9 protein-coding genes are annotated in these 13,946 nt (G+C 62.5%); 6 read left to right on the top strand and 3 right to left on the bottom strand.

Features of this window, described 5'->3' with window-relative positions; translation table 11 throughout:
• Position 1: 1 nt before the first annotated feature.
• The 3 genes from ACMUVN_RS13335 to ACMUVN_RS13325 form a co-directional block, all read right to left on the bottom strand.
• The gene (locus tag ACMUVN_RS13335; protein WP_183844829.1) at positions 2-3,289 is read right to left on the bottom strand and encodes a GH36-type glycosyl hydrolase domain-containing protein; all 3,288 of its coding nucleotides are present in this window, start codon (positions 3,287-3,289) and stop codon (positions 2-4) included.
• Between the two features lie 105 nt (positions 3,290-3,394).
• Complete coding sequence (locus ACMUVN_RS13330; RefSeq protein ID WP_063476217.1) at positions 3,395-4,936, bottom strand: DHA2 family efflux MFS transporter permease subunit; 1,542 nt, start codon at positions 4,934-4,936, stop codon at positions 3,395-3,397.
• A gap of 281 nt (positions 4,937-5,217) precedes the next feature.
• Complete coding sequence (locus ACMUVN_RS13325) at positions 5,218-6,126, bottom strand: flagellin (RefSeq protein ID WP_063476216.1); 909 nt, start codon at positions 6,124-6,126, stop codon at positions 5,218-5,220.
• A gap of 381 nt (positions 6,127-6,507) precedes the next feature.
• Here ACMUVN_RS13325 and ACMUVN_RS13320 point away from each other — a divergent pair, with 381 nt between their 5' ends.
• Genes ACMUVN_RS13320 through ACMUVN_RS13295 form a run of 6 tightly spaced genes read left to right on the top strand, consistent with a single transcriptional unit; the run spans position 6,508 to position 13,928 of the window.
• Positions 6,508-8,199, top strand: a complete 1,692-nt coding sequence (locus ACMUVN_RS13320; protein WP_063476215.1) for an ABC transporter substrate-binding protein — start codon at positions 6,508-6,510, stop codon at positions 8,197-8,199.
• A gap of 19 nt (positions 8,200-8,218) precedes the next feature.
• Positions 8,219-9,199: an ABC transporter permease gene (locus ACMUVN_RS13315; RefSeq protein WP_063476214.1), complete on the top strand. Its 981-nt coding sequence runs from the start codon at positions 8,219-8,221 to the stop codon at positions 9,197-9,199.
• Entirely contained in the window at positions 9,199-10,101 is a 903-nt protein-coding gene (locus tag ACMUVN_RS13310) for an ABC transporter permease (protein ID WP_063476213.1), read from the top strand. Before ACMUVN_RS13315 ends, ACMUVN_RS13310 begins: the two co-directional genes overlap by 1 nt.
• Positions 10,098-10,913, top strand: a complete 816-nt coding sequence (locus ACMUVN_RS13305) for an ABC transporter ATP-binding protein (protein WP_063476212.1) — start codon at positions 10,098-10,100, stop codon at positions 10,911-10,913. Before ACMUVN_RS13310 ends, ACMUVN_RS13305 begins: the two co-directional genes overlap by 4 nt.
• Entirely contained in the window at positions 10,910-11,854 is a 945-nt protein-coding gene (locus tag ACMUVN_RS13300; RefSeq protein ID WP_063476211.1) for an ABC transporter ATP-binding protein, read from the top strand. The genes ACMUVN_RS13305 and ACMUVN_RS13300 overlap by 4 nt, the downstream gene beginning before the upstream one ends.
• Before the next feature lie 52 nt (positions 11,855-11,906).
• Positions 11,907-13,928 (top strand): beta-N-acetylhexosaminidase, encoded by a 2,022-nt coding sequence (locus ACMUVN_RS13295; protein WP_063476210.1) that lies wholly within the window; start codon positions 11,907-11,909, stop codon positions 13,926-13,928.
• Positions 13,929-13,946: the final 18 nt, after the last annotated feature.

The raw sequence follows: 13,946 nt of genomic DNA, 5'->3' as shown, positions 1-13,946 counted from the left end.
CTTACAGCTCAGGCTTCGGCTTCATCAGCCGCCGCCAGGCGGCGTGGTCGGTGTGCAGATCGACGGAAGCGTGGATCGCGGGAAGAAGCGGTTTGCGTTTGCGCCGGCCGAAGCGCCGTTTGAAGCCCAGGATGTTTTCGACGAAGCTCCTGGTGTAGAGGCCGGGGCCGCTCGAATAGATGCGCCATCCGCCGTCGACGGCGATCTCTCCCGCCTTGACGCGCTCCCATTCGGCCGCCGCCTGGTAGCGGTCATGGAAAGCCGCATCGCTGCTGCTGAAATAGGTATTGCGCTGGCGCAGCGACGCATGCGGCAGCGCTGACGTGATCGAAATCGGATTGACGACGGCGATCGCCTTCCAGAGCTCTTCCGCTTCGGCCTCCAGCGCCAGCGTTTCGCAATAGCGCAGATGCGCATGCACATACATCAAGCCGATCTCGCGGCCGAAGAAGGAGGAGGATTCGGCCCGGCGAAACAGCGTCTCGGGTCCGCCGGCATAGGTCGCCGGCTTCTCCATCAGCCGCACGCCGTCGGGGAAGAGCAGATGCTCTTTAATCAGCTTCATATGATCGCGTCTCTGCGCCGGCGTGAACAGGCCGCCGAGCATTGCCTGCGTCATCGAGATCAGCGAGAAGTGCAGGCCGGTGCGCCGGTCGCTCGGGTGCAGCAGCAATTCGACGCCGTCATGGGCGGGATCGAAGATACCGTAGCCGGCAACGACGCCGTCACGCACGAGATGGCGGTTGAAATCCCGGCGCATCGCGGTTGCGATCTTCCGCAGTCCCTTGGCCTTGTTGCCATGGCCGAGGCGGCGCAGGATCGCGGAATAACGGACGATCTGCTCATAGAGCAGGGCGACGGTCCAACTGCTGACCATCCAGTCGCGCAGATGCGGATCGGCCGGCTGCAGCGAATCGTTCCAGTCTCCCTCGCCATAGCGGATCAGATGCGTTCCCGGGATGAACGCTTCGCGGACGGTATCGAGCAGCTTCTCGACATGGATCTCGATGGTATCGAGCTCCGGCGCCCTGGCCATCGTCTTCTCATCGCGCCAGGAGACTTTCTCGTCGAGGAAGCCGAGATCGCCGGTCGCCTCGATATAGTCGCAGAGCGCCTTCAGCGGCCAGACGACGATATCGCCGTGGCTATCGCCCGCCCGGATATTGGCATAGGGCTCCAGCATGAACCATTGCGGCCAGTCGCCTTTCTCCAGATATTGTTCGCTGAGGACGGTCTTCAACACCTCTTTGGCTTCGCGGTCATGCTCATAGGCGAGCAGGAATTCGATCGGCCCCTGGCAGGCGTCGCGTGTACCCCAGGCAGCGCCGGTATATTGTTCGAGGCCATGCGGCACGCTCAAATGCACGATGGCGTCATGCGCGAGCCAGGGTAGCAGGGCCGTCTGCGCCGCAAGATCGGGCGAGGTGCTGCCGATCGTTACGCCGCGGACGGCGTTGCGCCAGAATTTTGATGCCGGCGCAAGCATGGCCTCGTCGGTGACGCCGGCCTCATAACGCTGCGCCAGGCGCTCGGCTTCCGCCGCATCGGTCATCGAACCGACGACGGCGAAGGAAAGCCCCCGCGTCGGTCGGGATCGGAGCGCGACGAAGGCGCCGTTGCGCGCCACCCCACCGCTATAAAGCAGTTCGTCGCCGCCGATCTCCTCGATGGCATCGGGTGTCGAACTTACCAGCCAATAGCTGGCATCGGGATAACGCTCGCCCCAGAGCCAGGCCGGGTCCGGCCGGAAAAGGATGCGTTTGCCCGAGGTGTCGAATTCGATCTGGCCGCCCGCATCATATTCGCGCTCGCCGAGCACGACATGGCCGAACACCAGGAAGCGGCACGGCGTGCCCTCGACGGAAATGGTCCACTGCATCGCCGCATCCTCGCCGGAGGCGACCGCCGAAACGATGATCGTGCGTTCGGGGAGGCGATAGATCCAGCGGCAATCGCTGAGACCCATGTCGAAAGCCGACGGTACCGCCAGCAGCTGCCAGCCGGCGCCAAGATCCACCATGATGCGCAGCCCGCTGGCGCGCGTCAGATTGTAGGGGTCGCGGGACACGGAAAAGAGTTTGTGAAAGGAGGTATTGCCGATCGTCAGCTGCGCGGCGAAAATGCCCTGCATCCAGCAGGTCGCGGCAAGCGTCGCATCGTCGAGCAGCATATTCTGGCCGCTACGAACGATCGCGCCGTGGCGGCGGGCCACCATGAGTTCCTTGTCGCGCAGCACGACATGGCGGTTCAAAACGCCGTCGGAGACAAAAAACGACAACAGCTTTCCGCCGCCCCGCTCTTCGAGGCTGCGCTGGGGATAAAGCTGGCTGATCGCGTTTTTGTCGAGCGTTTCGGCCTTCAGCAGGGCGGCATCCTGCAGCAGGCTGCGCACCGGCGCCGCCTCTGCGATATCGGCGGCCGTATTGTCCGCCGTCGCCAGCCCATCGAGCCGCGAAAGATCGGCATCGCTCGACGCCTCGGGATGATCGGCGGCAAAGACGGCAAAGAAGGTCGCGGTCACACCGCTTGCCGGCACGGAGAGCGCTTTCGACTGGATGGCGGGACATGCCGTCTCCTGCTGGCGCCGTTTGCTTGGCAGGCTGGTGCCGAAGGGGCCGACCAGCAGATCATCGAGACGGTTCTTCGCCTGCACCAGCTGGATCGCATCCGTGGCATAGGCAGCCGCGCCATCGACGCAGCCCTGCGCGAGCCAGGGATTGCGGGCGCCCGACTGCTTGAGATTTTGCCGGTTCATCACCACAGGGCCGAGTGTCTGATGATCGGCAATATGGTGATCGACATATTGCGAGGCATAGGCTTCGCTGTTCATCAGGAAGCCGCGATCGCCGAGACCGACGTCCTGGATCAGCACCAGATCCGCCGGCAGCGTTCCCTCCTTCAGATGCCGGATGGAGACGCGCCAGAACCAGGCCGTTTCGGAAGGATGCAGCTCAAGACGGACGGCGTAGCCGATATCGCCTGTTTCGCCGCTCCAGGAAAGGCTCGTCACATCGTGCCCGAAGCCGCCATTGGCGCGTGGCCCGACAATCTCGACGACCTCGGGTGCCGCGCCGCCGATGCGCAGATAAAGGCGACCGATGCCGCCAAACAGCGGCGAGCCCTGGATCTGGTTGATCTGCACCGATCCCTTGTCGTCGGCATATTCGATGGCAAACAGCGTGCCGTTCGGCAGGGCCGATACCGACAGGCCGGACCCGTTGCTGATCGTGACGAGGCCAAGCTCCTCGCGTCGGGGCATTTGAAAACTGCGCGTAAGGTCCGGGGCCATTGAGATCTCGTCGATTGGCTTCAGAGGGGAACTGGAGGATGACGCAAAATGATTGAGAGAAATCTTACCGGCGATCGGAAGATCGGCAACTTATCACCTTGGTTTTCACGTTGACGCCGGCCGCCTGGCGAAGGGGACTGAGAGCAGGGCGCAGCCGGTCAGGACGGCGATGACCAGCCAGGCTTCGTTGATCGCCTGGACGCTTGCCGCGGTCTGGACCAGCGGATCGAGCACCGCCGTCGTGTCCGCATCGAAGCTGCCGCTATGTCCCGATATGGCCTGGAGAGGTGCGCCGACAAATGTCGCAGCCTCGATATCGCCGGTTTGAAGACGGGTCCAGAGGCTTTGTCCCAGCGGTTCCGAGCGCGTGTAGATGATGGTGTCGATCAGCGCGATGCCGATCGCCCCGCCGAGATTGCGCATCAGATTGAAAAGACCGCTCGCATCGGGGATGCGATCCGGCGGAAGCGTGCCGAGCGCCAGCCGCGTCGGCGGCAGCAGGCAGAACATGATGGCGACGCCGCGCACGACCTGCGGCCAGAACATCGCGTCATAATCGGAGCGGGGATCCTGAAACGCGCTCATTCCGACACCGATCGCAAACAGGGCGAAACCGGCGGCCGACAGCAGCCGCGCATCCATGCGCTTCTCCAGCGCCACCGCGATCGGCGCGGTGATCAGTTGCGCAATGCCGGTGACCAGCATCGTCATGCCGATTGCGAGCGCGTCATGTCCCCTGATGAAAGCGAGAAAGACCGGCATGAGATAAACCGAGCCGAAGAGGCCGATGCCGAGCACGAAGCTCAGCACCGAGCCGACGAGAAAGTTCCGGTCGCCGAAATTGCCGAGATCGACGATCGGCCGGCTTCGGTAGAGCGTTCGCCCTATGAACGCGCCTCCCGACGCAAGACAGAGGGCCAGCAGGCCGAGCACATAGGCCGAGGTCCAGCCGCTGGTCGGCGCCTCTTTCAGGCTGAGTTCCAGGCTCGTCAACGCGGTCGCCATCAAGAGAAGCGACAGAACGTCGAGATGCCCAAGCTCGGACGGATCGGCCGCCTGCCGCGGCAGGAAGCGCGCCGCCAGAATTGCCGAGACGATGCCGGGGATGATGTTGATCAGGAACAGCCAATGCCAGGAATAGGTCTGCGTCAACCATCCGCCGACGATCGGCCCGACGGTCGGCGCCAGCACCGCCAGCACGCCGGCGATGGTCGTCGCCAGCGCCTGTCGCTCGTTCGGAAAGAGGATGAACACGGCTGAAAATACCGAGGGGATCAGGGTTCCACCGGAAAAACCCTGCAGCACCCGCCAGGCGACCAGCTCACCGAAACTGCCGCTGGCCGCGCAGCCGGCGGAGGCGGCGACGAACAGGCTGATGGCGGTGACGAACAGCCACCGCATCGTCAGAAGCCGCGTCAGCAGGCCGGTGAGCGGGATCGCCACCACTTCGGCGATGAGATATGCCGTCTGTATCCAGCTCATCTGATCCGGATCGATGCCGAGCGCCGACTGAATGGTCGGCAGCGATGTCGCCACCACCTGGACGTCGAGGATCGCCATGAACATGCCGACGCACATCGCCAGAAAGCCGAGCCAGACGATGGCGGGCGTTTCACCAGAATGGGCAGATTCAAGTCGTTCCGACATGCGATGATCCCGCACACTGCATTCTTCGCTCCCGACTGCGAAAGCCAAGGCTGATCGCGTTTACGATCGAGACGACCGACGGCATGGTTCAAGCAAAGAAATGGACCGCGATTCCGCCGATCGCGACACCATAGTTCGGATGAGGACGGAAGCGATAGAGCCTGCCCACACAAATACGTCACCAACGCAATCGAGCCTGACCGGGAAGGCCAGACTCGATCTTCGATCGGCGAATGCGGTCCGGGCGTTTTATGCGCTCGGCTCCTTTGCGGCCAGGACGATTAGCCGCGGAAGAGCGACAGGATGTTCTGCGACGACGAATTCGCGATCGACAGCGACTGGATCGCCAGCTGCTGTTGTGTTTGCAAGGCGGAGAGTTTGCTCGACTCCTCCTCCATATCGGCATCGACCAGCCGGCCCACGCCCGAGTCGATCGAATCGGAAAGCGCACCGACGAAGTCTTCCTGCAAGTCGATGCGCGTCGAGATCGAACCCAGTTGCGCACCGGCAGAGGTCATTGCCGATAGCGCGGATTCGATGGTCGACAGGGCCGACTGGATCTGACCGGTGGTGAAGTTCGTGATATCGAGCGAATAGACGGAATTGCCATATGCATCAGCCGTTCCGAGAATACCCGTGGAGGTTTCGATCGACCCGCCGCTCATGCCGAACAACACATTGCCCACGGAGCTGGTATCCAGGGTGTATTCCGTCATCTTAACGGAAACGGCGCCGGAACCGTCGCGAACGAAGGAGGATACGACACTTTTCGTGCCATCCGCGCCCGCAACCCAGTTCTCGCCCGAGAACGACGCCGACTGGGCAATGCTCGCCAGCTGTTCCTGCAGCTGGCTGATTTCTTCCTGGACCTTGGACTTGTCGACACCGTCCTCGGTTGCTGCGACGAGCTTGGATTTGATCTCGTCGACGACGTCAATCGCATTGTCCATGGCCGTATAAGCCGTATCGACCTTTGCTGCGCCGAGGCCGAGCGCGTCGGACACGGCGGAGAGCGCCTTGTTGTCGGACCGCATCGTGGTTGCGATCGACCAGTAAGCGGCGTTGTCGGATGCGGTGTCGACCCGGTAACCGGTGGAAACGCTGTTCTGTGTCGTTTCGAGATTGGAGTTGATGCTGCGCAGCGTCTGAAGGGCAGACATCGCTGAATTGTTCGTATTGATGCTCGTCATGGGAAATTCGCCTGCTTCGGAGGTTGAATGTGTTGCATCCCGGGGAACATCCCGGCCGTGGCGAGCAGCCTCATGCTTATCGATCCGTGTTTCCGATCAATTCGCCACCGTTGGGTTAATTATCGTACTTAAAAGTACCTTAATGGTTAACGCGGCGCGCATGGCCCGATATTTTTCTCGAAACGGGACGTGAAACCTCGGAAGACCCTGATCCGCCGGCCATCTCACGGGCGAATCCTGCATTGATTTCTGCCGAAGAGCTGAGCCGAAAGGTCGCTGCAGAAATTTGAGATCGGCAATTGACGGGTCGGCGGGAAACTGACTATCAATATTAAATCAATTTGATTGACTACAAAAATAAAGCACAAGGGGAACATTGGAATGAGATCGAGCAAGAGGGCAATCCGCAATATTTCCGTGCGTGCCGGCTGGGCGGCGGCAACCGCCCTGACGGCACTCGTCGTTTTTGGGGCAGGTGGTGCAGCCGCTGAATCGGTGCTGACGATGCACATCGAGGAGCAGACCAGCTGGGTGCAGAACTTCAATCCCTTTGACCTCGCCGGCCGCCGGCAGAGCACGATGGATTTCATCTACGAGCCCCTGGTCATCTTCAATGCCGAGGATGGCGGCAAGCCGGTGTTTCGCCTGGCGACCGATTATAAATTCTCCGAGGATATGAAATCGGTGACCTATACGCTGCGATCCGGCGTGAAGTGGTCGGATGGCCAGCCGCTGACGTCGGCCGACGTGAAATACACGATCGATCTGATGCTGAAGAACGCCGCCCTCGACACCGTCGGCGTCGGCGAGAGCGTTGCCTCCGTCGAAACGCCGTCGCCGACCGAGGTCAGGATCGATCTCAAGGCGGTGAATTCCGATTTCCCGGAATCGCTTGCGGATCTGGCCGTCGTTCCCGAGCATATCTGGAAGGACGTTTCCGATCCGGTCGCTTTCAAGAACGAGAAGCCTGTGGGCTCCGGCCCGATGACGGAGCTGCGCCGCTTCACGCCGCAGGTCTATGAGCAGTGCCGCAACCCGAATTACTGGGATGCTGCCTCGCTGCACGTCGACTGCCTCCGGCTGCCGCAGATCTCCGGCAACGACCAGATGCTTGCCATCCTGCCGGAGGGCAATATGGACTGGATCGGCTCTTTCATTCCGCAGATCGACAAGACCTTCGTCGCGCTCGATGCCGATCACAACGGCTATTGGCAGCCGCCGGCCGAAACCGTCGCCTTCCAGATGAACTTCAAGAGCGGCAATGAAGGCAACCTCGAGGCCTATAAGGACCTGAATTTCCGTCACGCCTTCAGCCTTGCCATGGACCGCGCATCGATGGTCGATATTGCCGGCTTCGGCTATCCCGTCGTCAACGAACATGCGACCGGCCTGCCGCCGCGCTTCGAGACCTGGCGCAACAAGGGCGCCGAAGGCGACAAGGACGCCTTCATGGGCTTCGATACCGAGAAGGCCAACAAGATCCTCGACGATGCCGGCTACAAGAAAGGCGCCGACGGTTTCCGCACGACGCCAGGCGGCAAGCCAATCGCCTTCCCGATCATCGTTCCGAACGGCTGGACGGACTGGATCGACGCGGTGCAGATCGCGGTCGAAGGGCTGCGCGCCGCCGGCATCAACGCGTCGGTTGCCACGCCGGAATACGAACAATGGCGCAAGCAGATCATCGACGGCAGCTTCGAGGTCGTCATGAACTCCCGCGCCGACGGCGCAACCCCGTTCCGCGGCTATTATCAGAGCCTGTCGACCGCCTATGGCGGGCGCATCACCGGCGCGCCCTCGCGCTATTCGAACCCGAAGCTGGACGCCCTTTTCGATCAATATCTGAAGGCAACGTCGGAGGATGATCACAAGAAGATCTTCAACGATATCCAGCTGCTGATTGCCGACGACTTCCCCGTCGTGCCGGTGTTCAACGGGCCGACCTGGTATCAGTTCTCCAGCAAACGCTTCACCGGCTGGGTCACCGACAAGGATCCCGTCATGAATCCGGAGGATCATGACAATAACCGCATGCGCCTGATGCATTTGCTGCGCCTCAAGCCGGTCAGCTGAGCCTCGCGAAGGAGCGGAAATGCGCGTTTCGAGCCGGCGCCTCGGCGTCTATGCGGTCGCCCTGGCGTTCGCGATCGTCATGAACTTCATCCTTCCCCGGCTCATGCCGGGGAGTCCGGTCGATGCCATGGTCGCCCAGCTCGGCCCGCGGGCGACACCCGCGGCCGTTGAGGCGATCAAGGCGCGCTTCGGCGCGGTCGACCAGCCGATGCTCTGGCAGTTCGTCGATTACGTGAAGGGGCTTGCGACCTTCGATCTCGGCGTCTCGGTCAAATATTATCCCCAGACCGTCGTCCAGGTTCTTGGCCGCTCGACGCTCTGGACGGTCTTTCTCGTGACGACCGCGATCATCTTTTCGCTCTGCGTCGGTGTCGTGCTTGGCGCGATCTCGGCCTGGCGCCGCGGCGGGCGCTTCGACACGATCGTCTCGCCGCTCTCCGTGATCATGATTTCGGTGCCGCCTGTCATCGTGGCGCTGACGACGCTGTTCGTCTTCGCGGTCTCGCTGCGCTGGTTTCCTGTCGGCTATGCCTATGATCCGAACCTCGATCCTGCCTTCGATTTCACCTTCGTCGGCAGCGTCTTTGCCCATGCGATCCTGCCGGTGCTGACGCTGTCACCGTTCCTGATCGGCGAATTCCAGACGACGATGCGCTCGTCGATGATTTCGGTGCTCGGCGAGGATTATGTGACTATGGGGCGTGCCAAGGGCCTCAGCCACCTCACGGTCATGTTCGGTTACGGCGCGCGCAATGCCATGCTTCCGGTGCTGACCAACCTGGCGCTGATGCTCGGCGCCGTCTTCGGCGGCTCGATCGTTACCGAGATCGTCTTCAACTATCCCGGCTTGGGACTGACGCTCTATACTGCGAGCATCGCCCGCGATTACCCGGTCATCCAGGGACAGCTACTGCTGATGACGCTCGCGACGCTCGGCGCCAATTTCCTCGTCGACCTCATTTATGGGCTCGTCGATCCCAGATTGCGGGAGGCCGTATAATGGGCTTCGGACTCCGGCCTATTCTCAGGCAGAAGAAGGCGCTGGCCGGCCTCGTCATCATTGTTGCCCTGTGGCTGATGGCGCTGTTTGCGCCGATCGTCGCGCCCGGCGAGCCGGGAGCGCGTGTCGGGCGGTCGCACCAACCGCCATCGATCGAACATGTCATGGGCACCACGAAGATGGGGCGGGACGTCTATCGCCAGTTCGTCTGGGGCGCCCGCAGTTCTCTCTCCGTCGGCTTTGCCACGGGGATTGCCATCACCGTTCTCGGCACGGCCATCGGCCTCGTCGCCGGTTATGCCGGCGGCAGGACCGATGCGGTGCTCGACCTTGCGACCAACGCCGTGCTTGTCGTGCCGAACATGCCGCTCTTAATCCTGCTCGCCTCCTTCGCCGGCACGGTGGGGCCGATGACGATCATGGCGATCATCGCGCTGACCTCCTGGCCCTGGGGCGCCCGCATGACGCGCTCGCAGACGATGGCGCTTCGCAACCGTGATTTCGTCACGGCCTCCAAGATGATCGGAGAGCCGGCCTGGCGCATCATCTTCGTGGAAATCCTGCCGAACCTGACGACGCTGATCGGCATCAACCTCGTCGGCAGCATCATCTACGCCATCGTTGCCCAGACGACGCTCGAATATCTCGGCTTTGGCGATCCCTTGAAGGTCTCCTGGGGCACGATGCTCTACAATGCCCAGAATTCCTCGGCGATCATGGTCGGCGCATGGTGGGACATCGGCGTGCCGGCAGCAGGCATCGCACTGACGGGGCTTGGCCTTGCGCTTTTGAATTTCACCTTCGACGAGATCGCCAATCCGCAGCTGCGCTCCGGCCCGGCGCTGACGCGCTGGTTCCGCCTCACCCGCGCCCGCAACCGGGAACTGGAGCTTGGCCGATGAGCGACAATCTGCTGGAAATCGACAAGCTCAATGTCGACTATCTCGTCGACAAGGGAGAGTTTCGCGCCGTCAGGGACGTCTCCTTCACTATCGGCCGCGGCGAGATCTTCGGGCTGGCCGGTGAATCCGGCTGCGGCAAGAGCACGATCGCCTATGCCATCACCCGTCTTTCCAAGGCGCCGGCCTGGATCAGCGGCGGCAGCATCCGGCTCACCGGACAGGATCTCCTGAGGCTGCCGGAACGCGAGCTGCAGCGTATCCGCTGGAAGCGCATCGGCATGGTCTTTCAGAGCGCGATGAATTCGCTCAATCCACTGATGCGGGTCGAGGCGCAGTTCCACGACGTTCTCTACCGGCACACCGGTTGTTCGCGCGAGGAATCAAGAGCTCGGGCCGAGGAGATGTTCCGCCTTGTCGGCATTCACACCCATCGCATCGGCGATTACCCGCACCAGTTCTCCGGCGGCATGCGTCAGCGCATCGTCATTGCGATCTGCCTGGCGCTGAGGCCCGAACTCATCATCATGGACGAGCCGACGACCGCGCTCGACGTCGTCGTGCAGCGGGAGATCCTCGAGCAGGTCGTCGATCTGCAGCGGAGCTATGGTTTCTCGGTGCTCTTCATCACCCATGACCTGCATCTGATGGCGCAGCTCTGCCAGCGCATCGGCGTCATGCTGAAGGGCGAACTCGTTGAAGTGGGCGACGTGCGGCAGGTCGCCCAGGCGCCGCTGCACGCCTATACCCGCAAGCTCTGGAATGCCATTCCACAGCTTCCGGGCAATCCGCATCTCTCGGGGGTCCTGGCATGAAAGCGGAGACTGATGCTGTTGTCACGGATGCCGTGATCCGGCTCGAAGACATCAAGCGCAATTTCGGCCCGGTCCAGGCGCTGAAAAGGGTGTCCTTCTCGCTCTTTCCCGGCCGGGCATTGGCGCTGGTCGGCGAATCCGGCTGCGGCAAGACGACCTGCGCCCGCATCATTGCGCGTCTGGACAAGCCGACCGGCGGCAGGCTGTTTTTCCGCGGACAGGATCTGACCGCCCGCGGCGAGGCCAAGGATGAGCATCGCTACCGCCGAGAGGTGCAGATGGTCTTCCAGGATCCGTTCTCGTCGCTCAACCCGGCCTTCACCGTCAGCCATCATCTGGCGCGGCCGCTGCAATTGCACCGGCAGAACGGCGCGAGGGCGGATCTTGCCGAAGAGATTGCCAGCCTGCTGGCAAGCGTGGGGCTGGAACCCGATTTGACCCGGCAAAAATTCCCGCATGAGCTTTCGGGCGGGCAGCGGCAGCGCGTCAACATCGCCCGCGCGCTGGCGGTCGCGCCGAGCGTGTTGGTCGCCGATGAGCCGACCTCGATGCTCGATGTCTCCATCCGCAAGGACATTCTCGATCTGCTCGCCACAGTGAAGCGTGAAAACGACTTGGCCATGCTCTATATCACCCACGACATCGCGACGGCCGCACTTGTGGCCGAGGAGATCGTCGTGATGTTCGCCGGTCAAATGGTCGAATGGGGCGATACCGATGCCGTCCTCTCCGATCCCCGCCATCCCTATACGCGGTTGCTGCTTTCAGCCGTTCCGGATGGCAGCCGGCCGTTCGTGACGGGCGGAAGCGCGCGTTTCCTCGAACAGGCGGAAAAGGTGCGCTCGCTCAGCCGTCCTGAGTCCACCGTCGTCGAGCAGGTCGGCCCCAATCATTTCATGCGCGCGCTTGGCGGCTCGAATGCCGGAATGCTCGAGAGCTGATTTTCAAAAGGCCAATTCTCAAAAGGCCAATCCTCAAAAGGAAAGAGTGACCATGTCCACATCACGACCGAAAGCCCTGCGGCTTGAAACCCTTTGGAACCCGCCTGCCGACGGCAAGGAGTTTTCCTACGTCCTGCGCCTCAAGAACCTCGGCACCGAGCCGCTTTCGAATTTCTCGCTTTGCGTCAGCGGCCCGGGTCGTGTCGATCCGGCAGGTCGTGTCGAAGGCGCCACGGTTTCGCAGCGGCTCTCGAATTTCACCGAATTCCAGCCGCCGGCCAATTTCGTTCTCGGCGTCGGCGAGACGTGGACGATCTCGGTCTATGCGCTGAGCTGGCAGTTCCGCCACTGGACGGACGGCGCGACGAGCGGCTATCTCGCGCTTTCCGACGGCAGCACGATCGTGCTCACCATAGAGCCGACGCGATCTTCGGTCAGCAACGCGCCGCTGAAGCGTGGCGCCGAGATCTATCCGGTTCCCGTCAACGCGCCGGTTCAGGTGTCAATCATCCCCTGGCCGAACCATGTGGCCGTCACTGCCCGCCGGCCGCTGCCGGCCGGTTTTGCGCCGCAGGCGCAAAGCGCTGAAGGGGAGGCGGCAGCACGCAGCTTCGCAGCGCTGGTCGAGCATCTCTTCGCCGTTGAAGGCATCGTGCGGAGCGAGGCGGAAGGCGCGGTTCCGGTTGTCCTGAAGGAGGCCACCGGGTTCGGACCAGAGGCTTACCGGCTGAGTTTCGAAGGTGAGACGATCACCATCGAGGCAAGCCGCCAGAGCGGCTTCTTCTACGGTCTCGTCACGCTCGGCCAGATCTGGCGCGGCGCAAGGCTGCATCCCCAAGTCTTCCAGTTTCCGGCCGCAGGCGAGATCGTCGACGAACCGTCGATGGGCTGGCGCGGGCTGCATCTCGATGTCGCCCGCCAGTTCTACGGTGCTGCCGAGGTCAAGAAGCTCGTGGCGGTGCTGGCCTGGAACAAGCTCAACCGCTTCCACTGGCACCTTTCCGACGACGAAGCCTGGCGCGTCGAGATCGACGCCTATCCCGCCCTGACCGCGGTCGGCGCCTGGCGCGGCCATGGCCTGGCCGTTCCGCCGCTGCTCGGTTCGAGCCCTGCCCGCACCGGCGGTTATTACACCAAGGCTGCGATCCGCGAGATCGTCGCCCAGGCTAAGAGCTTCGGCGTCGAGATCGTGCCGGAGATCGATGTCCCCGGCCATTGCTACGCCATGCTACAGGCGATACCGGAGCTGCGCGACCCGGCCGAGGTCGGCAGCTACTATTCGGTTCAGGGCTTTCCCGACAATTGCATCAACCCGGCCCGCGAGAAGACCTACGAGATCATCGAGACGATCCTCTCGGAACTCATCGAGCTCTTTCCGTTCAAGACCATCCATCTCGGCGCCGACGAAGTTCCGCTCGGCGCGTGGTCCGGCTCGCCGGAAGCGCTCGAGCGCCTGCGCACCGTGGCGGGCGACGAGGTGGCCGATGCGCATGCCAAGCGGCTGAACGTCGTGACCAATACCCATGGCGCCGACGACATCCACGGCTCGGGCGCCGCCATCCTGCAGGCGGAGTTCCTGAATCGTGTCCAGCGCTTCCTTGCGAGCAAGGGCTGCATCACCGGCGGCTGGGAAGAGGCCGCCCACGGCGATGTCATCGACAAATCGAAGAGCTATCTCTGCAGCTGGCGCAACGTCGAGGTCTCGGCCGAACTTGCCGAACGCGGCTATCAAATGGTGGTCTGCCCCGGGCAGGTCTATTACCTCGACATGGCGCTCAGGCCCGATTGGGACGAGCCCGGCGCCAGCTGGGCGGGGACTTCGGATGCGGAAAAGCTCTACAATTTCGACCCCATCGGCGGCTGGACGACAGCACAGAAACAGAAGCTCCTCGGCATCCAGGCCTGCATCTGGTCCGAGCCGATGACGGATCGCGCCGTTTTCGACCGCCTCGTCTTCCCCCGCCTTTCCGCCCTTGCTGAAACGGGCTGGACGAAGCCGTCATCCAAGTCGTGGGAGCGTTTCAGGGCGCTAGCAGGACTGATGCCGCTGCTCTACGGGCTGCAGCAGTCGTAGCGCCCGGATCGGCCACGG

This window comes from Rhizobium sp. IY2 (genome assembly GCF_047532935.1).
GTDB classification, from domain to species: domain Bacteria; phylum Pseudomonadota; class Alphaproteobacteria; order Rhizobiales; family Rhizobiaceae; genus Rhizobium; species Rhizobium anhuiense.
The sequence above is the reverse complement of the archived record's forward strand: the minus strand, read 5'-3'. Positions and strand labels throughout refer to the sequence as shown.